23 protein-coding genes are annotated in these 25,287 nt (G+C 38.9%); 14 read left to right on the forward strand and 9 right to left on the reverse strand.

The genetic code is table 11. The annotated features are described in order from the left end of the window. Positions 1-220: 220 nt before the first annotated feature. The 4 genes from rpsF to rplI are packed head-to-tail and all read left to right on the forward strand — an operon-like array spanning position 221 to position 1,633. The gene (gene rpsF / locus OW492_RS13270) at positions 221-613 is read left to right on the forward strand and encodes a 30S ribosomal protein S6 (protein ID WP_290040624.1); all 393 of its coding nucleotides are present in this window, start codon (positions 221-223) and stop codon (positions 611-613) included. 8 nt (positions 614-621) lie between these two features. Beyond that, positions 622-927 carry a primosomal replication protein N gene (priB, locus tag OW492_RS13275; RefSeq protein ID WP_290040626.1) on the forward strand — a complete coding sequence of 102 codons (306 nt, stop codon included), beginning with the start codon at positions 622-624 and terminating at the stop codon, positions 925-927. A gap of 9 nt (positions 928-936) precedes the next feature. Further along, positions 937-1,164: a 30S ribosomal protein S18 gene (gene rpsR, locus OW492_RS13280; protein ID WP_113820525.1), complete on the forward strand. Its 228-nt coding sequence runs from the start codon at positions 937-939 to the stop codon at positions 1,162-1,164. A gap of 16 nt (positions 1,165-1,180) precedes the next feature. Beyond that, positions 1,181-1,633, forward strand: a complete 453-nt coding sequence (gene rplI / locus OW492_RS13285) for a 50S ribosomal protein L9 (protein WP_113820526.1) — start codon at positions 1,181-1,183, stop codon at positions 1,631-1,633. Between the two features lie 145 nt (positions 1,634-1,778). On the opposite strand, the gene OW492_RS13290 is transcribed toward rplI, so the two are convergent. The 3 genes from OW492_RS13290 to OW492_RS13300 all read right to left on the reverse strand — a co-directional run bounded on the left by OW492_RS13290 (position 1,779) and on the right by OW492_RS13300 (position 4,800). Beyond that, positions 1,779-2,453, reverse strand: coding sequence for a response regulator (locus tag OW492_RS13290; protein ID WP_290040628.1), 675 nt, complete (start codon positions 2,451-2,453; stop codon positions 1,779-1,781). A 136-nt stretch (positions 2,454-2,589) separates the two neighbouring features. Beyond that, the gene (locus OW492_RS13295; RefSeq protein WP_290040630.1) at positions 2,590-4,035 is read right to left on the reverse strand and encodes an ATP-binding protein; all 1,446 of its coding nucleotides are present in this window, start codon (positions 4,033-4,035) and stop codon (positions 2,590-2,592) included. Positions 4,036-4,509: 474 nt separating this feature from the next. Then, entirely contained in the window at positions 4,510-4,800 is a 291-nt protein-coding gene (locus OW492_RS13300) for an EF-hand domain-containing protein (RefSeq protein WP_290040632.1), read from the reverse strand. 176 nt (positions 4,801-4,976) lie between these two features. On the opposite strand from OW492_RS13300, the gene OW492_RS13305 reads away from it, so the two are divergent. Next, on the forward strand, positions 4,977-5,438 hold the full coding sequence (locus tag OW492_RS13305) for a GAF domain-containing protein (protein WP_290040633.1): 462 nt from the start codon (positions 4,977-4,979) through the stop codon (positions 5,436-5,438). Between the two features lie 59 nt (positions 5,439-5,497). Here the strand turns inward: OW492_RS13305 and OW492_RS13310 are convergent, their stop codons facing one another. The 4 genes from OW492_RS13310 to prfB form a co-directional block, all read right to left on the reverse strand. Next, complete coding sequence (locus OW492_RS13310) at positions 5,498-6,256, reverse strand: hypothetical protein (RefSeq protein ID WP_290040634.1); 759 nt, start codon at positions 6,254-6,256, stop codon at positions 5,498-5,500. Between the two features lie 91 nt (positions 6,257-6,347). Then, a complete protein-coding gene (locus OW492_RS13315; protein WP_290040636.1) occupies positions 6,348-6,623 on the reverse strand; it encodes a hypothetical protein in 276 nt (91 codons plus the stop codon). Positions 6,624-7,284: 661 nt separating this feature from the next. Beyond that, the gene (lysS, locus tag OW492_RS13320; RefSeq protein ID WP_290040637.1) at positions 7,285-8,802 is read right to left on the reverse strand and encodes a lysine--tRNA ligase; all 1,518 of its coding nucleotides are present in this window, start codon (positions 8,800-8,802) and stop codon (positions 7,285-7,287) included. 61 nt (positions 8,803-8,863) lie between these two features. After that, positions 8,864-9,962 (reverse strand): peptide chain release factor 2 gene (gene prfB, locus OW492_RS13325; RefSeq protein WP_181817787.1). Its coding sequence is split into 2 segments (ribosomal slippage): positions 8,864-9,886 and positions 9,888-9,962, totalling 1,098 coding nucleotides; the frame shifts between segments, so codons are not numbered across the junction. 443 nt (positions 9,963-10,405) lie between these two features. Between prfB and OW492_RS13330 the strand changes: the two genes are divergently transcribed. The 9 genes from OW492_RS13330 to OW492_RS13370 all read left to right on the forward strand — a co-directional run bounded on the left by OW492_RS13330 (position 10,406) and on the right by OW492_RS13370 (position 19,432). Continuing rightward, complete coding sequence (locus OW492_RS13330; protein WP_290040640.1) at positions 10,406-12,130, forward strand: acetolactate synthase 3 large subunit; 1,725 nt, start codon at positions 10,406-10,408, stop codon at positions 12,128-12,130. Further along, a complete protein-coding gene (ilvN, locus tag OW492_RS13335; RefSeq protein ID WP_290040641.1) occupies positions 12,123-12,623 on the forward strand; it encodes an acetolactate synthase small subunit in 501 nt (166 codons plus the stop codon). Before OW492_RS13330 ends, ilvN begins: the two co-directional genes overlap by 8 nt. 162 nt (positions 12,624-12,785) lie before the next feature. Then, positions 12,786-12,995 carry a hypothetical protein gene (locus OW492_RS13340; RefSeq protein WP_290040643.1) on the forward strand — a complete coding sequence of 70 codons (210 nt, stop codon included), beginning with the start codon at positions 12,786-12,788 and terminating at the stop codon, positions 12,993-12,995. Then, positions 12,992-13,447, forward strand: coding sequence for a copper chaperone PCu(A)C (locus tag OW492_RS13345; RefSeq protein WP_290040645.1), 456 nt, complete (start codon positions 12,992-12,994; stop codon positions 13,445-13,447). Before OW492_RS13340 ends, OW492_RS13345 begins: the two co-directional genes overlap by 4 nt. 29 nt (positions 13,448-13,476) lie before the next feature. Then, positions 13,477-14,088, forward strand: coding sequence for a TIGR04219 family outer membrane beta-barrel protein (locus OW492_RS13350; RefSeq protein WP_290040648.1), 612 nt, complete (start codon positions 13,477-13,479; stop codon positions 14,086-14,088). A gap of 281 nt (positions 14,089-14,369) precedes the next feature. Further along, positions 14,370-16,169 carry an assimilatory sulfite reductase (NADPH) flavoprotein subunit gene (locus OW492_RS13355; RefSeq protein ID WP_290040650.1) on the forward strand — a complete coding sequence of 600 codons (1,800 nt, stop codon included), beginning with the start codon at positions 14,370-14,372 and terminating at the stop codon, positions 16,167-16,169. Continuing rightward, positions 16,169-17,920, forward strand: coding sequence for an assimilatory sulfite reductase (NADPH) hemoprotein subunit (gene cysI / locus OW492_RS13360; protein WP_290040651.1), 1,752 nt, complete (start codon positions 16,169-16,171; stop codon positions 17,918-17,920). The genes OW492_RS13355 and cysI overlap by 1 nt, the downstream gene beginning before the upstream one ends. After that, a complete protein-coding gene (locus OW492_RS13365) occupies positions 17,913-18,677 on the forward strand; it encodes a phosphoadenylyl-sulfate reductase (protein WP_290040652.1) in 765 nt (254 codons plus the stop codon). The genes cysI and OW492_RS13365 overlap by 8 nt, the downstream gene beginning before the upstream one ends. Before the next feature lie 128 nt (positions 18,678-18,805). Next, positions 18,806-19,432 (forward strand): flagellar protein MotX, encoded by a 627-nt coding sequence (locus tag OW492_RS13370; RefSeq protein ID WP_290040654.1) that lies wholly within the window; start codon positions 18,806-18,808, stop codon positions 19,430-19,432. A gap of 2,433 nt (positions 19,433-21,865) precedes the next feature. Here OW492_RS13370 and tuf read toward each other — a convergent pair. Both tuf and fusA read right to left on the reverse strand, forming a co-directional pair. Beyond that, positions 21,866-23,050 carry an elongation factor Tu gene (tuf, locus tag OW492_RS13375; protein WP_290040656.1) on the reverse strand — a complete coding sequence of 395 codons (1,185 nt, stop codon included), beginning with the start codon at positions 23,048-23,050 and terminating at the stop codon, positions 21,866-21,868. A 74-nt stretch (positions 23,051-23,124) separates the two neighbouring features. Further along, complete coding sequence (fusA, locus tag OW492_RS13380; RefSeq protein WP_290040658.1) at positions 23,125-25,221, reverse strand: elongation factor G; 2,097 nt, start codon at positions 25,219-25,221, stop codon at positions 23,125-23,127. Between the last annotated feature and the right edge of the window lie 66 nt (positions 25,222-25,287).

Genomic DNA, 25,287 nt, shown 5'->3' on the forward strand with positions numbered 1-25,287 from the left:
GTATAGAAGTTGTTATTTTAGCTTGCTTAGCTATAGATACAAACGAATACGAAAAGTTCAGCGATAAAGATTAAAATATATTAGCTTTATTGCTTGCGCAGTTTGATTGCAGAATGTACAATTTGCCGCCTTAAATCAGCCACCCTTTTTGTTCCTTGCTTCTATTTGGTACGGCTGAGCCAACTTATGAAGCTACTAACCCGTAAGGAGCGATTTTTATATGCGTCATTATGAAATCGTATTTATGGTTCACCCAGATCAGAGTGAACAAGTTAATGGTATGATCGAGCGTTACACTACTTCTATCACAGAAGCAGCTGGTACTGTTCATCGTCTAGAAGACTGGGGCCGTCGTCAACTGGCTTACCCAATCAACAAACTACACAAAGCACACTACGTTCTTATGAACATTGAAGCTGAGCAAAAAGTAATCGACGATTTGGAAACTGCTTTCCGTTTCAACGATGCTGTGATCCGCAACATGATCATGCGTACTAAAACTGCTGTAACTGAAGCATCTGTAGTAGCAAAAGCAAAAGAAGAACGTGTTGAACGTGCTCCTCGTGCTCCGCGCCCAGAAGCAGAAGCTGCACCAGCTGAAGCTGAAGCATAAGAAACTGAGTGACTGATAACTTTTTGCAACTTACAGGTATTGTGACCGAAAGTCCGATACACAAAACAAGCCCAAGTGGCGTGGAACACTGTAATCTGACGATAGAACATCGTTCAGTGCAAGAAGAAGCTGGATTGCCACGAAATGCAATGTGCTATATGCCGATTGTCACAAGTGGACCATTAGCAAGTCAGTTGAAAAATAAATTATCGAAAGGCATGAAAATTAAAGTAAGTGGTTTTATTACTTACCACCAAAACAAGAGCAATCTTGGTAAATTGGTATTACATGCTCAGTACATAGAACAAATTTAAGGAACTACCATGGCTCGTTACTTCCGCCGTCGTAAATTCTGTCGATTCACAGCAGAAAATGTTGTTGAGATTGATTACAAAGACGTTGTTACATTAAAAAACTACATCACTGAAAGTGGTAAAATCGTACCTAGCCGTATTACTGGCACAAGTGCAAAATACCAACGCCAATTAGCGCGCGCAATCAAACGTGCACGTTACTTGTCACTTTTACCATACACAGATTTACACAAGTAAATAGGAGCTATAGATTATGGAAATTATCCTACAAGATACAGTTGCTAACCTTGGTAAACTTGGCGATAAAGTAAATGTTAAAGCAGGTTACGCACGTAACTTCCTTTTCCCACAGCAAAAAGCTGTACCAGCAAACAAAGCTAACTTAGAAGCTTTTGAAGCACGTCGTGCTGATCTAGAAGCTAAGCAAGCTGCTAACCTAGCTGCTGCTCAAGCACGTGGTGAAGCACTTACTGCATTAGAAGCGGTTGTTATCACTTCTAAAGCTGGTGATGCTGGTAAACTGTTCGGTTCAATCGGTACACGTGATATTGCTGATGCAATCACTGCTGCTGGTGTAGAAGTTGCTAAAAGTGAAGTTCGTCTTCCTGAAGGCGCTTTACGTTTAACTGGTTCTTACGAGATTACTGTTACAGTACACTCTGACGTAACTGCAGTTATCAACCTTGAAGTTGTTGAAGCTGAGTAATCAGTAAAAACACTTTAATGTTATAAAAATACCCGCCTTCGTGCGGGTATTTTTTTATCTTATGATATTTATAATTAGTTAATATCAATTCAGGTTAACGCATAAACCTGTATAAATAGCGGTGTCGGCTCGCTTTTCTTGCCTGTTAGTCAGGTAAAACTAAACGGTACCCTGCTCCATACACCGACTGAATCAAATCCTCACCCAGAGTAATATCAATCAACTTCTTTCTTAATTTCTTAATATGGCTATCGATTGTACGGTTATTTACAATACGATCATCTGAATACATATTCTGCATTAACTGCTCACGAGTAAAAATGCGATTCGGTTTATTTGCCAAACGTTTAATTAATTGAAATTCAACAGAGGTTAACGACGTTTCTATGCCATTAAAAACAGCAACAAGACGGTTTTCATCAAGAGAGAAGCCAGGAGAAGCAAGCGTATGATGACTTTGTACTCTTCTCATGACCGTTTTAACTCGAGCCACTACTTCCCTTGGACTGAAAGGCTTACAGATATAATCATCGGCACCTAACTCTAAACCGAGCAGTCGATCCAATTCATCCACTTTCGCCGTCACCATTAAAATTGGCACATCAGAGAAAGCTCTGATCGCTTTACATAGTGTGATTCCGTCTGTTCCGGGTAACATAAGATCTAATAAGATAACGCTAGGCTGATGGGCTTTGACCCACTCAACAACTTGATTACCATCGTGAATAAGATGTGGTACATACTCAGTCAATTTAAAGTAGTCACCGAGTAAATTAGCTAACTTTATTTCATCTTCCACAATCAAAATTGAACTTGCCACTGGTAACTCCTTTAAATAACCTCAATCTAATATAACCCTAACTCTAAGTAAGTAAAATTAGGGTTAAATAAGTAGAAATAGATATCAAATAATACAAGATTAACCTGAGTGCCAAACAAGTATTCTTCCTCTTATATTATTCCAAGGGCAACTCGATAATAACAGCCAAACCACCTAGTTTTGCTTTAGCGGCCTTAATTCTCCCCTGATGTGCACTAACAATATGCGCACAAATCGATAAACCTAATCCAGATCCACCCGTTTGTCGGTTTCTCGAATTTTCAACACGGTATAAAGATTCAAAAAGATGCATTAAGTGATGTTCAGCTACACCAACACCATTATCTTCGACTTTGATACGCATATGATTTTGTTGTTCATCAGTTATCACCTCCCATGATAACCTGACTAAACTAGCCATCGAGTACTTAATACAATTGCACATGATATTTTCAAACAGTTGGCATAAACGAGTGGTATCCACAAACGCTAAGTACTCTCCAGACTGTTTCTCGACTTCTAGTTTAATATTGGCATCTGCAAGATAACTGGTATATTTAGGCACTTCAGATTCTAACCAAAGACCAATATCGAGGCTTTGTTTACGGTAATGCATACCGCCGATGTCAGCGCTGGTTAACAGGTGTAGGTCATCAATCAAATGCTGTAAGTGTTTTACCTCATCATTTGCTGATTCTATATTTTGTTTTTCTAACGCTCTCACCCCATCTAAGATCGCTTCTAACTCACCTCTTAAAATAGCAACAGGTGTGCGTAATTCATGTGAAATATTTGCTAGCCAACGCTTACGAGCACTTTCATTTTCATAAAGTGTGAGTGCTAGTTCATTAAAATCTCGGCCCAGTTCACCTAGCTCATCTTTTCTTTTGACATCGATATTCTGCTGATAATTACCTTGGGTAAGTTTATGCATACCTAAAATAATTTTTTTGATAGGCTCAGCTAAATGCCTCGCTAATGGCTGCGTAATCAAAATAACCAATACCATGGTAATTAATGCAATCAACCATAAATAACTTTGCTGTTGCTCGAAAAAGTCTAATTCGAAGCCATCAGTTAGCTGTTTACGTTTAGGGATCATTAACCAACCAATATTAACCTGGTCAACAACAATAGCCATTCGATTGTAATCTATGCCTTCAATATAGTGCCCAACAATAATAACGTCATTAGCATCGAACAGTGCATAACCTTCATTCAAATCGACTGGAGGGGGACGCCTTCTTTCTGAAGGAGACACAAACTTATCTGCTCTTGGTAATCTGGTATTGTTTTTTGGTTCATAAAGAGGAGGTTGAATTTGTGGCTCTAGCCCTTGAGAATATAAAAATAATAGATGTCCAAAATATCTATTTCTGCCCTGTATGCCATTCCAATTATTATTTTTTTGATATTCATTTTGAAGCTCAGTAATCAAGGGCTTTAATGACTCAACCTCCTTGCTATTAACATACTCAACAATCCCCTTACCAATACTCCATTGTATTAATAAAACTAACGCAGTTACCAGCACAAGACTAAAGCCGAAAAAAACGAGGAATAATTTATTATGTATTTTCATGGAGGTATCTCATGCTTGTGTAACAGGTATTAAATTCATTGCGTTAATAACAAATAGGACCAATATTTTAATAACATACAGAATGATAGAGCAGAGGGCGAGAGAAACTAGAGTCGATGTTACCTATTGTACAAAAAACTAAACCCGTTAGCTTATTGATACACTAACGGGTTTATAGAATGATTTATACTACCTGTATCAAAATAATATAGATCAAATTACCCACTTTAAATCCCATTTATATAAGCTAATATAAATATTTACGACTAGCTTACTTTACATGACGAGGATCTTATGTCCCTTGGCCACATAAATGGGTTATTATTATTATTGCTTTCCGTTAAGGTCGAAATGGAAAGTACCTTTATTCCTAAGCTTAGAAAAATCTATGTTTAGAAAAACTGTTGCTGAGATAACGAATCGATATGCACTAACGTCATAAATAGAATGCTCGCTATATCATTTATTTTAAGCTTACTGACGAGGTGGTTTAAAACTAGTAAACTCATTTTCACTCACTACGCCGTTACCATCTGAATCCATGTCATCAAATACAGTTTGGTGATCACCATGGGGAATTTCTTGAGCAGAAAACTCTTCAAAAGTAAGCTCACCATCACCATTAGTATCAACAGAAGAAAATTGTGGCGGACCACCTTGAGGACCGCCTTCAGGTCGACCTTGATCAGAATCGGCAGCGTAACTTTGACTCATAACACCCACAGACATTACTAAAGCCAGTAATATGTTTGAACTATTTTTCATTTCAAAAAATCCTATAAGGTTTAAATTTCGTCAGAACAATAACAACAGAATGTGCAAATACTGTGCAAAAAATAAAATAATTTAAAAAAACAGTAAATTCTCTTAACTATCTATTTTATTTAAGAGAATAAAGCCTGATACTGAGTAAATAATCTCAACCGATATAGCAGGTATAAATGAAAACATTAGCTGATTACCATTCATTAACAAAACAAGCCGTTGCGCTAATTGAAGATGAAAAAGATCTGATCGCCAATCTATCTAATTTAAGTGCGCTACTGAACAGCAGCTTAGACAATATTAACTGGGTAGGGTTTTACCTCTACAAAGAGCAACAACTCGTACTAGGCCCTTTTCAGGGGAATGTAGCTTGTGTACGTATTGAATTAGATAAAGGAGTTTGTGGTAAAGCATTCAGCACTAATACCACACAGCGCATAGCAGATGTGCATGAATTTCCAGGGCATATTGCCTGTGACGCAGCAAGCCAATCTGAAATTGTAGTGCCGATTAACAACCAAGGTAAAACAATCGCTGTATTAGACATTGATAGCCCTGTAACAGACCGTTTTAACGAAGTCGATGAAGCAGGGTTAATTCATTTTGTAGAGCAAATACAAGATAAACTTATATTTTAAGAAAATTAACAGACACGAGCATGAAGGCATCACTTTATGCTCTTTTTAATGGAAGGTATTTATCCCTCTTTATACTCTAATAGCGTATTTAATTGTGCTACCCACTGCTCAACTGTAATAGTAAATGAACCTGTTACATCTAACTCACGGTCTTCCAATACATCAACATCAGGATTGTTTACTTGCCTTAATGCAATGACTTTATCTCTGTGTCTTAATAACGCCACAATATAAGGCCTGAATAATACAAACATAGCCGTTAACCATTGGTTCACCACCAAGTTAGGGTAAGCATGATCAATATAAAACCGATCTAATAGCGCAATCGTATCTTCAGCTGAATACCATGTTTGTGCACAGACCCAACGGTTGATAGCAAATAAACCTATTGGTAAACCTTCATCATCCATTGAAATACAAACAAAATGAGCAAGCGCATTCTCACCCGATGGCCAAGGCTCAGATTGCATCAACCCACTCATTGGTTTTATCGACTCAGGAATACCAGGAGAGCGTATAAAGGTATGAAAATGACCGTGTTCCCCTTCTACGCCTCTATGATTATGATAATAATACTGACAATGAGATTCATCATCATAAACATCTTGTTCAGGGTAGTGATTTAACTGATAAAAAGTGCCCTGCCCTTTAAGTAATTCACTTACTACATTAATGCCTGCTTTATCTAATAAACGCTGGCACTCTTTTATGGTTTGAGCAGCATTGAGCATCTCATCTACATTATCAATATGCTCAAGTAAAGGCATCTCAAGTGGGATATCTGCTTCACAGGTAAAACAACTTAGCGTATTTGACATATAGGCCTCACCTTATAAATAAAAATATAATGGTGTAAAAGTAATACACCATTATTTAATACCGCTTACCAATCGTTACAACGCATAACGCTTATTTTGCTGCACATGGATTTTTCGCTGCGCAAGGGTTAGTTGCGGCACACGGGTTTTTCGCTGTGCAAGGATTAGCTGCGGCACACGGGTTTTTCGCTGCGCAAGGATTAGCTGCGGCACATGGGTTAACGACTTTTGTGGATTTAGCTTTACATGGAGAGCAAAACACATCACAAGAAGCACCGCATGAAGCTACAGCAGGGTTAATAGATAAAACAGCGCCTACAATACCAGCAGCGATAACAGCAGGTTTATTTTTTAGTATCTTTTTCATTTTTAATATCCTTAGAGTTAATTTAAAAATTATTCACAATAACTGCCGCACCTTGCTGGTATGCGTTATTGTCCTCTAAAAGACCTATGGCTATATTTAAAAATTTCAGAAAAAGTCATCACAAATTCAAACTTATCAAGTTGTTATCAAATACTTTAGATATCACATACAAAAAACAAATGTAGTTGATTTATAAACAATATTACTAATATTTTTCATTTGAGCTTTTCAACTTCATTAAATCAATACAATAGCGCTAGACTAACTACATAAATATCAATAAATGATCATAGTAAAAAGTTAAAGTAATTGATGAGCCATAAATATAGTGACTTAGGTCACAACTAATTTTCATTGCAAATAAATAGACATTATTTTTAACTTTATTGCGAATAATGGCCATCTGATATAAATCAGTTATGGTGGGGAGAAAACAGGGGAGCTTGTATTGATAAATAAGTATTAATAGATAGCCCAATCGCTAATAGCCAAAAGGAAACTCAGACAACGCTAAAATAATACCAACTCCGTGAATTAGATGAGTAGATAATTAACAGAACTGATATAACAATCGATACGTAACTAATACAATTATCATAGGCACAAAAAAGCCCCGTATCAACGAGGCTTAAATACTCAATAAAAGCGATTAACGCTTATATTATTTAGCTTGTGGACGCATATGTGGGAATAGCAATACATCACGGATGGTATGGCTATCTGTAAACAGCATCACTAAACGGTCGATACCAATACCTTCACCCGCTGTTGGTGGTAAACCATGCTCTAGAGCAGTAATGTAATCAGCATCGTAGAACATCGCTTCATCATCACCTGATTCTTTTTGTGCAACTTGATCCATGAAACGCTGTGCTTGATCTTGTGCATCATTTAGCTCAGAGAAACCATTTGCTAGTTCACGACCGCCGACGAAAAATTCAAAGCGGTCTGTTACATCTGGGTTATCATCGTTACGACGTGCTAACGGTGAAACCTCTGCAGGGTAAGCAGTAATGAAAGTAGGCTGCATTAATTTGTGCTCAGCCGTCTCTTCAAAGATCTCTGTTAAGACTTTACCTTCGCCCCAGCTATCTTTGATATGAATATCTAAGCGTTTCGCTAATGCTTTTAAGCCTTCCATGCTATCTAACTCAGCAGCTTCAATCCCTTCGTTATATTCTAAGATTGACTCTTTCATGGTTAAACGTACAAATGGCTTGCCAAAATCAAACTCTTCTTCACCGTATTTAACGATACTTGAACCTAATACGTTTTCAGTAATAGTACGTAACATATCTTCAGTTAAGTTCATTAGGTCAATGTAATCAGCGTATGCTTGGTAGAACTCGATCATTGTGAATTCTGGATTATGACGTGTTGAAACACCTTCATTACGGAAGCTACGATTAATTTCAAATACACGCTCAAAACCACCAACCACTAAACGCTTAAGATTTAATTCTGGTGCAATACGTAAGTACATAGGTAAGTCTAACGCATTGTGGAATGTTTCAAATGGACGTGCCGTTGCTCCACCAGGAATCGCTTGTAGCATAGGTGTTTCTACTTCCATAAACTGACGGTCGTTTAGGTAAGTACGAATCGCATTAACTATCTTATTACGTAAAATAAATGTTTTACGAGATTCTTCATTAGCAATTAAGTCAAGGTAACGCTGACGGTAACACGCTTCAGTATCTGACAAACCGTGGAACTTGTCTGGTAGTGGACGTAACGCTTTAGTTAGGATACGAATTTCAGACACTTTAATACTTAATTCATCTGTTTGTGTTTTAAATAAAACACCTTTCGCACCCACGATATCGCCTAAATCCCATTTTTTGAATTCAGTATTGTAAAAACCTTCTGCCAAGTTATCACGTGCAACATAAACTTGTACTTGACCGCCCATATCTTGGATAGTCGCAAAACTTGCTTTACCCATAATACGACGTGTCATCATACGTCCAGCAACACTTACTTCAACTGCTAGCTCTTCTAACTCTTCTTTACTTTTTGCATCATATAGCTTATGTAGATCGTCAGAGATATTTTCACGACGGAAATCATTTGGGAAAGCTTGTCCCTTTTCACGCATTGCATCTAATTTAGTTAGACGTTGCGCAAGAATTTCGCTTAACTCGACCTGTGGTGCTTCTGCTTTGTTTTGCTCTGACATGATAGTTCCTATCTTTTACTTCAATTTTTAAAATGATTGTTATTGCAAACCTGACTTAAAATCACAAACCTGATTTTAAGCTGGCTTCAATAAATTTATTTAAATCACCGTCTAACACCACTTGCGTATTACGGTTTTCAACACCAGTACGTAAATCTTTGATACGAGAATCATCTAATACGTAAGAACGAATTTGACTTCCCCATCCGATATCTGACTTACCATCTTCGTTAATCTGTTTTTCTGCGTTCTGCAACTGCAACTCATGCTCATAGAGTTTAGCGCGAAGCTGCTTCATCGCTTGATCTTTATTTTTATGTTGTGAGCGGTCATTTTGACATTGTACAACAATATTCGTTGGCGTATGGGTAATACGCACCGCTGATTCTGTTGTATTAACGTGCTGACCACCCGCTCCCGACGCTCGATATACATCAATACGTAGATCTGCTGGGTTAATCTGAATATCAATATTATCGTCAATTTCAGGGTAGATAAAAGCAGAAGCAAATGAAGTATGACGTTTGCCAGATGAATCAAAAGGTGATTTTCGTACTAAACGATGAACGCCGGTTTCAGTACGTAACCAACCATATGCATATTCACCGCTAAAACGGATCGTCGCACCTTTAATACCAGCAACATCACCAGGCGTAGCTTCCATTAACTCAGTTTTATACCCGTTAGCTTCGCCCCAACGTAAATACATACGCAGTAACATGTTTGCCCAATCCTGTGCTTCTGTACCGCCAGAGCCTGATTGAATATCAAGGTAACAAGAGCACGCATCCTGCTTGCCAGAGAACATACGACGAAACTCAAGTACTTCTAATTGCTTTTCTAGGTCGTTTGCTTCTTTAATTGCTTCATCAAAAGTATCTTGATCATTTTCCTCAACAGCCATCTCAACTAACATTTCAATGTCGTCAGTGCCGGCAGTTAAGGCATCAATGGTTTTAACCACTAACTCAAGACTACTACGCTCTTTACCTAAAGCTTGAGCATAATCTGGATCATTCCATACTTCAGATGATTCTAACTCGCGACTTACTTCTTCTAAACGCTCTAGTTTAGCGTCGTAGTCAAAGGTACCCCCTAAGCATTTCAGCACGCTCAGTTAGGTCTTTAAGTTGATTAAGAATTGGGTTTACTTCAAACATCAATACTCGCTATTTGTTTTATTAATAAAAAGAGCCGAATTTTAACCAATTATTACGTAAATAAATAGAGAACAATGAGAATTTGTAAGGAGTTCACGACAACAATTTTTATTAACAACCAATAAAGCCAATATAAAGCCTTAGTCTGTTGCAGTAATACGCTTAAAACAGTGAATTAGATTACAAAAAAACATCAACCTAGCAAAACAATCAGTAAGCGAAAAATATATCAATCCTAAAATTTATTAATAAAAACTGGATAGACCACAAATAAGTCAATAAAAAAGGCTAATAAATAGCAATTATAGGATGCATTTTAATTTGATTAACGTAAAGTTAGAGCTTCATTAACGTCACGTTAGTGATTCATTTACACAAGGTTCGCTTCTACCCGATACAGGTAGAAAACGACGCAATTAACCGATTGTATAAGGATACAACTCATGGAAATGCTCTCAGGCGCAGAAATGGTAGTGCGCTCTTTACAGGATGAAGGTATAGAACATATCTTTGGCTACCCTGGCGGTTCAGTATTAGATATATACGACGCAATCTTTCAATCTGATGAAATCGAACACTTTTTAGTACGTCATGAACAAGCTGCTGTACACATGGCAGATGCTTATTCACGCTCAACTGGTAAAGTTGGCTGTGTATTAGTAACAGCAGGACCAGGCGCTACAAACTGTATTACCGGTATTGCAACCGCTTATATGGACTCTATTCCATTAGTTGTTTTATCAGGTCAAGTACCGACTTTTTGGATTGGTGATGATGCCTTCCAAGAAACAGATATGATTGGTGTTTCTCGCCCAGTTGTAAAACACAGTTTCTCTTGTCGTACTGCGGAAGATATTCCAAAGGCGATCAAAAAAGCGTTTTATATTGCATCGACAGGCCGACCTGGCCCGGTAGTTATTGACCTACCAAAAGATGTACAAAACCCACTTAACAAATTCCCTTATGAATATCCTGAAAGTGTTAGCTTACGCTCATACAACCCAACACTAAGCGGCCATAAAGGACAAATCAAACGTGCTGTTGCAGCATTAGTAAGTGCTAAAAAACCTGTTTTATACGTAGGTGGTGGTGCAATCATTGCCAATGCCTCAAAACAAGTATTACAACTTGCTGAAAAACTAAACTTACCAGTTACCAATACCCTAATGGGCCTTGGCGCATTCCCTGGTGAGCACGAGCAATTTATCGGTATGTTAGGTATGCACGGTACTTATGAAGCGAACCGTTCAATGCATAATGCAGATTTAATCTTTGCATGTGGTGCACGCTTTGATGACCGAGTAACTAATAACGTAGATAAATTCTGTCCAAACGCAAAGATCATGCACATTGATATCGACCCAACATCTATTTCAAAAAATATCCATGCTGACTTACCGATTGTAGGTAGTGTTGAAGTGGTATTACAACAGATGTTAGATCTGATTGATGAAACTAAAGCATCTAATGACAGCAAAGACATTGCAGCTTGGTGGGATCAAATCAATGAATGGCGCGCTAAAGACTGCCTTGCTTACCAAACGTCAGATACACATATCAAACCACAACAAGTGATTGAATGTTTATACAAGGTAACAAAAGGTGATGCCATTGTGACATCGGATGTTGGTCAACATCAAATGGTTGCAGCACAATATTACCCATTCAAAGAACCTCGCCAATGGATCAACTCTGGTGGTGCAGGCACAATGGGTTTCGGTTTACCAGCAGCAATGGGTTGTAAAATTGCATTCCCAGATCGTCCGGTAGTTTGTGTTACAGGCGATGGCTCTATTCAAATGAATATTCAAGAGTTATCTACTTGTATGCAATACAATATTCCAGTTGTTATCTTATTATTAAATAACCGTTCATTAGGTATGGTAAAACAGTGGCAAAAAATGTTTTACGGTGGCCGTCAATCTCACTCTTACATGGATAGTGTGCCTGATTTCGTTAAATTATCAGAAGCTTATAACCATATTGGTATTAAAGTAGATACCATTGATGAGCTTGAGCCTGCACTCACACGTGCATTTGAATTGAAAGATCGTGTGGTGTTTGTCGATGTTGCAATTGACCCTGAAGAGCACGTTTATCCAATGCAAGTTAAATTCGGCAGCATGGAAGACATGTACCTAAGCAAAACGGAGCAAACTGATGCGTAGAATTATTTCTGTATTAATTGAGAATGAATCAGGCTCACTTGCACGTGTTGTAGGTTTATTCGCACAACGTGGTTATAACATTGAGTCATTAACCGTATCCCCAACCAACGATAATACTTTGTCACGTATGACTATCACCACTGATGTGGTTGATAACGCAACGCTTGAGCAAATGATGAAACAATTACACAAATTAGTTGATGTATTACGCGTTTCAGAGTTGACACAAACACCGCATGTTGAACGTGAATTGTTACTACTTAAAGTACGTACCCTTGGTAGTGAAGCGCGTGAAGAAGTGAAACGCACAAGTGATATTTATCGTGGTCAAATAGTTGATATTACACAAAACTTATACACGATTCAGTTAACTGGTGCAGGTGCAAAACTAGATGCATTTGTAGCAACAATGGATGAATCAAGCGAAATAGTTGAAATGGTTCGTTCAGGTGTGTGTGGTATTGCTCGTGGCGATAAGTCTTTACGAGCTTAATACAACAGATTAGCTTAGATAAACTCGCTAAGTAATTTAAGTTAATATCAGTATAATTAATGCAAAGTACAGTCACTGTACTTTGCATTTTTTGTATATGCCGAGCTAAATCAATCAACAGCAATATATGAAATGGTCTATTCACTATTATAGGAGATTCAAATGTTTGAGCTTTTTGCACTACTCATGTCCGCATTTGTACTTTTTATGTTTGGCATATCTGTACTAAGCTTAGCCGTCATTGCGGTTATTATGATTGCCTGCTTTATATTAGTTGGCGCACTTTCTTTCTTATTTAAATTTGGTATTTGGATACTACTCGGCTATCTTATTTATTATTACTTCTTTAAACATGACAAGGAAAAACCATGAGTCGTTTCGTTTTAGTTGCTTGCTCACTCTTGTTTTCACTAAATAGCTTTGCAGCAGCGTTAATGGTAAGTGAGCAATATGTTAGAGCGACTCCACCACATGTTAAAAATAGCGCCGCTTTTCTTACAATAGAAAACCAAAGCGAAGAAACTGTTAAATTAGTCTCTGTCAGTAGTGATATAGCAGATCGTGTTGAGCTACATACACACATTAGTGAAGATGGTTTGATGAAAATGCGCCAAGTTGAGTCTATACTCATAAAGGGGCATAATAGCGTACAGTTACAACCTGGTGGTTACCATGTCATGTTTTTAGGTTTAAAGAATGATTTGGTTGCCGGTGACAGTGTTGATATTACACTCTATTTTGATAATGGAGATGTAATCGAAACCACTTCACCAATACAAAAAATTACAATGTCTCACAAAAAATCAGATACTAAGCACCAATAATAATTGAGATCACAAAGGAATTTCCTATTATGAAAAAACAAATTTTAGCCGCTGCGGTAGCAGCTACAATGAGCATGCCAGCAATGGCTGATTTCTTAGGTGTTTATGCAGGTATTGATTACAATACTAACGAAACAACATACCAAGGCCAATCGGACCGTTCAAATAACATCTCTGGTTACATTGCATTTGAACATTTCATTCCACTTATCCCAAACGGTAAAATTAAGTTTTCTGATTTACAAAACGATGACTTTACCACTGAAGATAGCCAAGCAAAAAATGCGATCTTATACTACGAAATTTTAGATAATGACCTAGTAGAAGTTGACTTAGGTGTCGCTTACACAGATGCAGATGGTTTTAATGAAAGCGCTTCAATTGCACAAGCTTACGGTGCTGCTAAATTACACGTACCAGGTGTCAGCATGCATGCCTTTGCTGAAGTAATTGCAGGCTCAGTAACTAGCGATGATTACTTAGATACTGAAATTGGCTTGGCTTATACATTTAACCCAAACTCACCATTTATTAATGTATCAGCACGTGCCGGTTACAAACTACAAGAGTTAGACCTTAACCACACTAACAGTACACAAGAGGTAAAAGGTTTATTTGCAGGTGTAGAAATACACTTCTAATGACTCGCTTACACTACTCTATTTAGGTTTTGTTAAAGCCACTAACTGTTTCTTTTAGTGGCTTTTTAATTATCTCTACAAAGCGAGACCTAAACTCTCCCCTTCTTAACTTACTCCCTTAATTATATTATTCCCGCTTAAAAAAGCCTTTAAATGATAATGATTATTAACCCTACACTTTAAATGCCATTTAGTTATAAAAGAGTAACTTTTATTCTTTTGTCCTCTCAATAACCTCGCGTAAACTCCGCTTATCTTAATGTAATAGTGGAAATTACTTCATGGCACTTAACAATTTATCGGCTTTAACATCGCCTTTATCTGAGTCACAATTGACTCAGTTGCAACAAGCAACAGCAGGCTTAGATGCAGTACAAACTGCATGGGTTAGTGGTTACCTAGCAGGCGTAAGCCAAGGTCCAGTAACTGCTTCAGCTCCTACACAAAGTGCAGGTCAAACGCTAACTATCCTTTACGCATCACAAACGGGTAATGCGAAAGGTGTAGCGAGTCAACTTGCTGAAAGCGCAAAAGCAGCGGGCCTTACTGTGGTCCTTAAAAACACTGCTGACTACAAAGCAAAAGCATTAAAAAATGAAACTCATTTATTAATTGTTGCTAGTACTAATGGTGAAGGTGAAGCGCCAGATGATGCGATTGAGTTCCACGAATTCTTATTAGGTAAAAAAGCACCTAAATTACCTGAACTAAAATACAGCGTATTAGCATTGGGTGACAGCAGTTACGAATTTTTCTGTCAAACAGGTAAAGACTTTGATGAACGCTTAAAAGCGTTAGGCGCTAGTCAATTAGCACCTCGTGTTGACTGTGATGTCGATTATGAGAGCGAAAGTGAAGCTTGGATCTCAAATGTCGTGACAACCTTAAAAGGTGAAATGGCACAAGTAACAACAGCGGTACCAGTTACAGGTATTGCAACAGCAAGCACAGTGAGTCAGTACTCTAAACAGAACCCATATGCTGCGGAATTTGCGTTAAGCCAAAAAATTACCGGCCGCGATTCAGCAAAAGACGTTCGCCACATAGAGATTGATTTAGGTGAGTCTGGTTTAACTTATCAAACAGGTGATGCTTTAGGTGTCTGGTTTGAAAACGATGAAGCACTGGTTGACGAGCTAATTACTGAATTAGGTTACAGCGCTGATGACAAAGTAAGTTTAACCATTTCTGGTGAGGATACAGAGTTTAGCGTAAAAGAAGCGCTATTAACGCAACTAGAAATCACCCAAACAGCACCTTCATTTATTGAGTTTTGGGCCGAGAAGTCTGGTGACGACAAACTAAAAGCTATCGCAAATGATAAAAACGCTGCGCGTGAGTTTTCAGGTAACCATCAAATTATCGATGTTGTGAATCAAGCTAAAGCAGATGTTGATGCACAAACTTTCGTTGACGCATTACGTAAAATCACACCTCGTCTATACTCTATCGCTTCTGCACAAGCTGAAGTAGAAGAAGAAGTTCACTTAACTGTAGGTGTGGTGAGCTATGATGCTAACGATAAAACACGTACAGGTGGCGCTTCTGGTTTCTTAGCGAATCGCTTAGAAGAAGGCCAAAAAGTACGCGTTTTTGTTGAGCATAACGATAACTTCCGCCTACCTGCATCAGATGATACTCCTGTTATTATGATCGGCCCAGGTACAGGTGTTGCGCCATTTAGAGCGTTCATGCAAGAGCGTGAAGCACGTGATGCAACAGGTGATAACTGGATGTTCTTTGGTGATCAAACCTTCACACAAGACTTCTTATATCAAGTTGAATGGCAGAATTACTTAAAATCGGGTTTGTTAACGAAAATGGACGTTGCTTTCTCTCGCGACCAAGCTGAAAAAATTTACGTACAAGACCGTTTAAAAGAAAACGCTAGCGAAGTATTCGCATGGTTAGAACGCGGCGCACACTTATACATATGTGGCGATGCTAACCGCATGGCAAAAGATGTTCACCAAACCTTGTTAGACATCATTGCAGAGCACGGCCAATTAAGCATTGAACAAGCAGAAGATTACTTAAAATCACTTAGATCTAACAAGCGTTACCAGAAGGATGTTTACTAATGAGCAACGATTTACCAAAAGTTGAAAACCCTGTACTGATTGTTGAAGGTAAACACGCCGACAATGAACGTTTAAAAGCTGAGAGTGATTTTCTTCGCGGTACTATCTTAGAAGATCTTCAAGATCGCATGACCGGTGGTTTTACTCCAGATAATTTCCAATTGATACGTACCCACGGTATGTATCAACAAGATGATCGCGATATTCGTGCTGAGCGTCAAAAGCAAAAACTTGAGCCATTACACAACGTAATGCTTAGAGCACGTTTACCTGGCGGTATTATTAATACTGAGCAATGGTTAGCCATTGATAAATTTGCTGATGATTATACATCTTACGGCAGCATTCGTTTAACGACGCGTCAAACGTTTCAATTTCACGGCGTACTAAAGCCAAACATTAAATTAATGCACCAAACACTTAATAGTGTAGGTCTTGATTCAATTGCAACGGCTGGCGATGTTAACCGTAACGTACTTTGTACCTCTAACCCAGTTGAGTCTGAGCTACATCAAGAAGCTTACGAGTGGGCGACTAAACTGAGTGAACATTTGCTACCAAAGACTCGTGCTTACGCTGAAATTTGGTTAGATGAAGAACGCGTTGAAACAACAGAAGATGACGTTATTGAGCCAATTTTAGGTAGTAATTACTTACCACGTAAATTTAAAACAACGGTTGTTATTCCACCTAATAACGACATCGATGTTCATGCAAATGACTTAAACTTTGTTGCAATTAGTGAAGACGGTAAATTAATTGGCTTTAACGTGCTTGTGGGTGGTGGCTTAGCCATGACACATGGCGACAACTCAACATACCCTCGTTGTGCTGATGATTTTGGATTTATTCCAAAAGAAAAAGCATTAGATATTGCTGCCGCTGTTGTAACCACACAACGTGACTGGGGTAACCGTGTTAACCGTAAAAATGCTAAAACTAAATACACATTAGACCGTGTAGGAGCGCATGCATTCCGAGAAGAAGTTGAAGCGCGTGCAGGTATTAAATTTGAAGATTCTCGTCCGTATAAATTTACACACCGTGGTGATAGCTTTGGTTGGGTAAAAGGGATTGATGGTAAAGAACACTTAACTTTATTTATCGAAAACGGCCGTATTCTTGACTTCCCAGCAGATCAATTTGAAGGTAAGCAGTTAAAAACAGGTATGCGAGAAATCGCTAAAATTCACGAAGGTGATTTCCGTTTAACAGCAAACCAAAACTTAATTATTGCTGGCGTTGATCCTAAGAACAAAGCGAAGATAGAAAAAATCGCACGTGAACATGGTTTAATCAGCGATAAAGTATCAAACCAACGTATGAGCTCAATGGCTTGTGTTGCTTTTCCTACTTGCCCATTAGCAATGGCTGAAGCAGAGCGTTACTTACCTGGTCTTGTTGATGATGTTGAAGCGATTCTAGAAAAGAACAACTTAGCAGGCGAAAGCATCATCCTACGTGTTACTGGTTGTCCAAACGGTTGTGGTCGTGCAATGCTTGCTGAAATCGGTTTAGTCGGTAAAGGTCCGGGTAAATACAACATGTACCTAGGTGCAGATTTAGCAGGTACTCGAGTGCCTAAAATCTATAAAGAAAATGTTGATGAAGCAACAATATTAGCTGAAATAGATGCATTAAGTGCTCGTTGGTCTGCAGAGCGCAACGAAGGTGAAGCTTTCGGTGATTTTGTTATCCGCGCAGGTATTGTCGCTGAAGTCGTCATTTCAGCTAGGGATTTCCATGCCTAATACGTTAGATCTTGCCCATCTACTAACATTATCTAAAGCCGAGCAGACCACTGCTCTGGCTGAAGTTAATCAGTTATTAGAAAAACAGACCGCTCAACAGCGCGTTCAATGGGCGATCGACAATTTAGAAAGTGAATTTGTTTTATCATCAAGCTTTGGTATACAAGCAGCCGTCTGTTTACACATGGTAACCAGCGTAAAAGCCGACACACCAATTATATTGACTGATACAGGCTACTTATTTCCTGAAACTTATCGATTTATTGATGATTTAACAGAAAAGCTAAACTTAAATTTAAAGATATATAAAGCTGAGCATGGTCCAGCGTGGCAAGAAGCACGTTATGGAAAACTTTGGGATCAAGGTATTGATGGGTTAACCAAATACAACCAGATCAACAAAGTAGAACCAATGAAGCGGGCCTTGAAAGAGCTCAACGCTAAAACTTGGTTCTCAGGCTTACGTCGCTCACAATCTTCAAGCCGCGAAGATTTAGCAGTACTAAGCATTCAGAATAATTGCTTTAAGTTTTTACCGATTATCGATTGGACAAATAAAGAGGTTCATTATTATCTACAAGAGAATAACCTAAGCTACCACCCGTTATGGGAACAAGGTTATGTATCAGTAGGTGACGTACAAACATCTCGTCCACTAGAACTAGGCATGACAGAAGAAGAAACACGCTTCTTTGGCCTAAAACGAGAATGTGGATTACACGAAGATCCTATCGAAGAACAAGGCAGTGGGATTTAACTCCCCTCTTTCTATCTTTACTCTAAAAAACCTCTACTTAGCTTAGAGGTTTTTTTATGCTACAGAAAAAATAAAACCTGCCGATAAGTTAATATTCACGTTGATAATTTACTTGGTATAAATATTTTATGATAAAAACAGTCGCAAGGTCGTTACTCATATTCAGCTTATTTTCTAGCCACCTTTCCAGTGCGCAAGACTATGAGGTGATTCAAGTTTATACACAAGATGAATTAAATGCCTTAGTCAGAGAAAATAAACACCTGCAACGGGTCAAAGCTGACGATTGCCAATTAGTGCAGGATATTGAAGCTCACGCCTTAAAAATACAAGAACCATCATACGTATACCTATGGGGCGATATGCTCGCCTGGGGCGTCTGTGTTGACCGTGATGCCATATTAGGCATGTACTATATACATGAAGCAGCCAATAAAGGCTTACTAGCCGCGATTGAACAATTAGGCCGTTACTACAACAATGGTACCTTAGTTATCCAAGACAAAGAGAAAGCTATCCGTTACTTCAGAGAGGCAGCCTTACTGGGCCACCTAAACGCAAAAATAAACTACATCAAATTACTCAACCAAGGTTACGGCAGCCCATACGATTACGAAGAAGCCTACCATGCGCTATATAACACAGTATTCGAAAACAAAAAGGTCAAAGCAGATGCCAAGCAACAACTGGCAAAACTAGCCACAAAAATGCCAGAATATGCCATCAAAAGCGCCCAACGCAGTGAACAGTTTTAACCGGCTATTCGCTAAAATAAAACAAATAAAAGATACAGGTTAATATTCAAAAAATACTAGTCAATGGCAACAGCCATTAGACGAATCTTGGTATCAGGGAGCGCTGAGCGAAGCGAACTAATACGCCATTCACATAAAACCCAAATATGCTCATACTATTCATAAATAAAACCTAATTAGTAGCGACAGCTATCAAGCAAAGCTTGATATTCGGGGCGCAGGCTTCAGCTTGCAGATATTTGTGTTTGGATAAACGAATGCTATCAAGCGAAGTCTAATATTCGGGGTGCATGCATCAGCCTGCAGATATTTTTATCTCAATTTTAAAGTTTTTTGTATCGTTTTTCTTACAAAATAGTAAATCAAAGCATAACCCGAGAACACCTTAACTCTTATCCTTAGGTGTCTAATTCTCATATCTATCAAAGACCAAAGTCAACACACAAAACACTGCAGGCTAAAGCCAGCGCCCCGTACAAGATGTGCCGTAACTTGCATTGATAACCGTAAAGCATCAAAAGATGTACCGTAATATTCATTGATAACATAAATCACAAAGCCAAGAATGCTTCGTTATATCCACAAAAAAAACCAAGCGACTAGCAGCAGCTATCAAGCGAAGCTTGATATTCGCGGCGCAGGCATCAGCTTGCAGATATTTGTGTGTTGGATAAACGAATGCTATCAAGCGAAGTCTAATATTAGGGGCGCTGGCTTTAGCTTGCAGATCTTTGTGTGTTGGATAAACGAAAGCTTATCAAGCGAAGCTTGATATTCGGGGCGCAGGCTTTCGCTTGCAGATATTTTTATCTCAATTTTAAAGTTTTTTGTATCGTTTTTCTTACAAAATAGTAAATCAAAGCATAACCCGAGAACACCTTAACTCTTATCCTTAGGTGTCTAATTCTCATATCTATCAAAGACCAAAGTCAACACACAAAACACTGCAGGCTAAAGCCAGCGCCCCGTACAAGATGTGCCGTAACTTGCATTGATAACCGTAAAACATCAAAAGATGTATCGTAATATTCATTGATAACATAAATCACAAAGCCAAGAATGCTTCGTTATATCCACAAAAAAAACCAAGCGACTAGCAGCAGCTATCAAGCAAAGCTTGATATTCGGGGCGCAGGCTTCAGCCTGCAGATCTTTGTGTGTTGGATAAACGAAAGCTTATCAAGCGAAGTCTAATATTAGGTGCGCAGGCTTCTGCCTGCAGATCTTTGTGTGTTGGATAAACGAATTCTATCAAGCGAAGTCTAATATTAGGGGCGCATGCTTTAGCCTGCAGATCTTTGTATCTCAATTTTAAAGTTTTTATATCGCTTTTCTTACAAAATAGTAAATCAAAGCATAATCCGAGAACACCTTAACTCTTATCCTTAGGTGTCTAATTCGCATATCTATCAAAGACCAAAGTCAACACACAAAACACTGCAGGCTAAAGCCAGCGCCCCGTACAAGATGTGCCGTAACTTGCATTGATAACCGTAAAACATCAAAAGATGTATCGTAATATTCATTGATAACATAAATCACAAAGCCAAGAATGCTTCGTTATATCCACAAACAAAACCAAGCGACTAGCAGCAGCTATCAAGCAAAGCTTGATATTCGGGGCGCAGGCTTCAGCCTGCAGATCTTTGTGTGTTGGATAAACGAATGCTATCAAGCGATAGTCTAATATTAGGGGCGCTGGCTTTAGCCTGCAGATCTTTTTGTGTCGATTTTAAAGTTTCTATATCGCTTTTTTTACAAAGCAGTAAATAAAAACATACCGCAGAACGCCTTAACACTGCCACTTAGAAACCTAATTCACCTATCTATCAAAGACCAAACTCAACACACAAACCCCTGCAGGCTAAAGCCAGCGCCCCTTAAAAGATGTATCACAACTTTGGTAGAGCTTCGATAATTATAAAATGAAAAAATGTGTCGTTATTAACGATAAAGTACGGAACATTCTGTAGTTTTCTCTATCTTTTAGCATCGTACAAATATTTTCTTTCGCGTATAAAAAAAGAGAGCCTAAGCTCTCTTTTTTAAATGTAGTTTAAAAACTATAAAGAGTAATTATTACTCGATGATTATAGAAACAAGCACCTACGTCTTTACAGGTATAGCGCCACTTTCACGTATAGCGAAACATGATACGTAAAAGATTTTAATAAATAACACTTTATTTAACCCATAAAAAAAGAGAGCCTAAGCTCTCTTTTTTAAATGTAGTTTAAAAACTATAAAGAGTAATTATTACTCGATGATTATAGAAACAAGCACCTACGTCTTTACAGGTATAGCGCCACTTTCACGTATAGCGAAACATGATACCTAAAAGATTTTAATAAATAACACTTTCTTTAACCCATAAAAAAAGAGAGCCTAAGCTCTCTTTTTTAAATGTAGTTTAAAAACTATAAAGAGTAATTATTACTCGATGATAGTAGAAACAACACCAGCACCTACAGTACGGCCACCTTCACGGATAGCGAAACGTAGACCTTCATCCATAGCGATTGGACCAATTAGTTCAACAACGAACTTAAGGTTATCACCAGGCATTACCATTTCTACACCTTCTGGAAGCTCAACAGCACCAGTGATGTCAGTTGTACGGAAGTAGAACTGTGGACGGTAACCTTTGAAGAATGGAGTGTGACGACCACCTTCATCTTTACTTAGTACGTATACTTCAGATTCGAACTTAGTGTGTGGCTTGATAGAACCAGGCTTAGCTAGTACTTGACCACGTTCAACGTCTTCACGCTTAGTACCACGTAGAAGAACACCAACGTTCTCACCAGCACGACCTTCGTCAAGAAGTTTACGGAACATCTCAACACCAGTACATGTAGTAGTAACAGTATCTTTAAGACCAACGATTTCTACAGACTCACCAACTTTGATGATACCGCGCTCAACACGACCAGTAACAACAGTACCACGACCAGCGATTGAGAATACATCTTCAATAGGAAGGATGAATGGCTTATCGATGTCACGCTCTGGCTCAGGGATGTAAGAATCTAGTGCGTCAGCAAGTTCAACGATCTTGTCTTCCCACTCAGCTTCACCTTCAAGAGCTTTAAGAGCAGAACCAAGGATAACTGGTAGGTCATCACCTGGGAAGTCGTATTCAGAAAGAAGTTCACGAACTTCCATTTCTACTAATTCTAGTAGCTCTTCATCATCAACCATGTCACATTTGTTTAAGAAAACAACTAAGTGTGGAACACCAACTTGACGAGAAAGTAGGATGTGCTCACGAGTTTGTGGCATAGGACCATCTGTAGCAGCAACAACTAAGATACCACCATCCATTTGAGCAGCACCAGTGATCATGTTTTTAACGTAATCGGCGTGTCCAGGACAGTCTACGTGTGCGTAGTGACGAGTTTCTGTATCGTATTCGATGTGAGAAGTATTGATTGTAATACCACGTTCACGCTCTTCTGGAGCATTATCGATAGAAGAGAAATCTTTAGTGTCGCCACCAAATTTCTTAGTTAATACAGCAGAGATTGCAGCTGTTAAAGTAGTTTTACCATGGTCAACGTGGCCGATTGTACCTACGTTTACATGTGGTTTATTACGTTCAAATTTTTCTTTAGACACAGTGTGTACCTTCTTTATCAGTAAATACCTCTCCACATGCCATCACATGGAAAGGCGTTAGTTTAATTTATTTTTTATTTCGCTTCAATAATTGCGTTAGCAATTTTTTTAGGCGCATCGGCATATTCTAAAAATTCCATCGAATAAGATGCACGACCCTGCGTTGCTGAGCGAACTGCGGTAGCATAACCGAACATTTCAGACAGCGGTACCTTAGCATGAACGATTTTAACGCCACCAGGGCCATCGTCCATTCCTTCAATAATACCTCGACGACCATTAAGATCCCCGACTACAGTGCCCATCCATTCTTCTGGAGTAGTTACTTCCACTTTCATCAGAGGCTCAAGGATTGTAGCATCAGCTTTTAATGCCCCATCTCTGAAACCCATCATGGCAGCAATTTTAAAGGCCATTTCGCTAGAGTCAACCTCATGGTAAGAACCATTTAATAAAGTTACTCGAACGTCAAGCATTGGGAAGCCAGCAAGTACACCTTGGTTCATTTGTTCTTCACAGCCTTTGCTCACTGCTGGAATGTATTCTTTAGGAATTACATTGTCAGCCATTTTGTTCACAAATTCAAAACCAGCACCACTATCAAGTGGTTCTAATTTTAATTGGACGTGGCCATAGTGGCTCGGTCCTTCGCCTTGACGAATAAATTTACCTTCGATTTCAACCGATTTACGGATGGTTTCACGGTAAGCTACTTGTGGGTTACCCACGTTACAGTTCACGGAGAACTCGCGACGCATACGGTCAACAATGATATCAAGGTGAAGCTCACCCATACCAGAGATCAGTATTTGTCCAGACTCTTCATTCGTTTCAACACGGAATGAAGGATCCTCAGCAGAAAGTTTATCTAATGCTAGCGTTAATTTATCTTGGTCAGCCTTAGTTTTAGGCTCAACCGCAATTTGAATCACCGGTTCAGGGAAATCCATACGCTCAAGTATAATATTCTGTCCAGCAACACAAAGCGTGTCTCCCGTAGTGACGTCTTTAAGGCCAACCGCAGCGGCGATATCACCAGCGCGAACCTCTTTGACTTCCTTACGTTCGTTAGCGTGCATCTGTACGATACGCCCTAAACGCTCTTTCTTGCCTTTAATAGGATTATAAACTTGGTCACCAGACTTAACTACGCCTGAGTACACACGCATAAACGTTAACGTTCCCACAAATGGGTCTGTTGCAATTTTAAATGCGAGTGCGGCAAATGGTGCGTCATCAGAAGCAGGACATTCAATCTCTTTATCATTGTGGGCATTGATAGCTTTAATCGCTTCAACTTCCACTGGAGAAGGTAAATAATCAACAACCGCATCAAGTACTGCTTGAACACCTTTATTTTTAAAGGCGCTGCCACAAGTCGCTAATACAATTTCATTATTTAACGTACGAATACGTAAACCTGCTTTGATTTCTTCTTCTGAAAGCTCACCTTCTTCAAGGTATTTTTCCATCAGTTCATCATTTGCTTCTGCAGCTGTATCTACTAGCTCTTCGTGCAAAGCTTGCGCGTGCTCTAGTAGATCAGCAGGGATATCATTATATTCAAATGTCATCCCTTGATCTGCATCGTTCCAATTAATTGCTTTCATTTTAATGAGGTCAATAACCCCTTCGAACTCTTCTTCTGCACCAATATTCAAATGAATAGGTACACAAGTAGCGCCAAGGCGATTACGAATTTGCTCAAGCACAGCCTCAAAGTCAGCCCCTGTTCTGTCCATCTTGTTAACAAATACAACACGTGGAACGTGGTATTTATTAGCTTGACGCCAAACAGTCTCTGATTGTGGTTCTACACCTGATGTGCCACAGAATACAACTACAGCGCCATCTAACACACGTAAAGAACGTTCAACTTCAATAGTGAAGTCAACATGCCCAGGTGTATCGATGATATTAATGCGGTGCTGTTCATACTGGTTTTGCATGCCCTGCCAGAAAGTAGTAGTGGCAGCAGATGTGATAGTGATACCACGCTCCTGCTCTTGCTCCATCCAGTCCATTGTTGCTGCACCGTCGTGAACTTCACCAATACGGTGAGATACGCCAGTGTAGAACAATACACGCTCTGTAGTAGTAGTTTTACCTGCATCAACATGAGCTACAATACCGATATTACGGTAACGCTCAATTGGAGTAGTACGTGACAATGCAATGTCCTTTTTAAATAAAGCTTTGTGCAAATAGAAACGAAAAAGCACAGGCTAAAGCCTGTG

This window comes from Psychromonas sp. 14N.309.X.WAT.B.A12, from assembly GCF_030397575.1.
GTDB lineage: Bacteria > Pseudomonadota > Gammaproteobacteria > Enterobacterales > Psychromonadaceae > Psychromonas.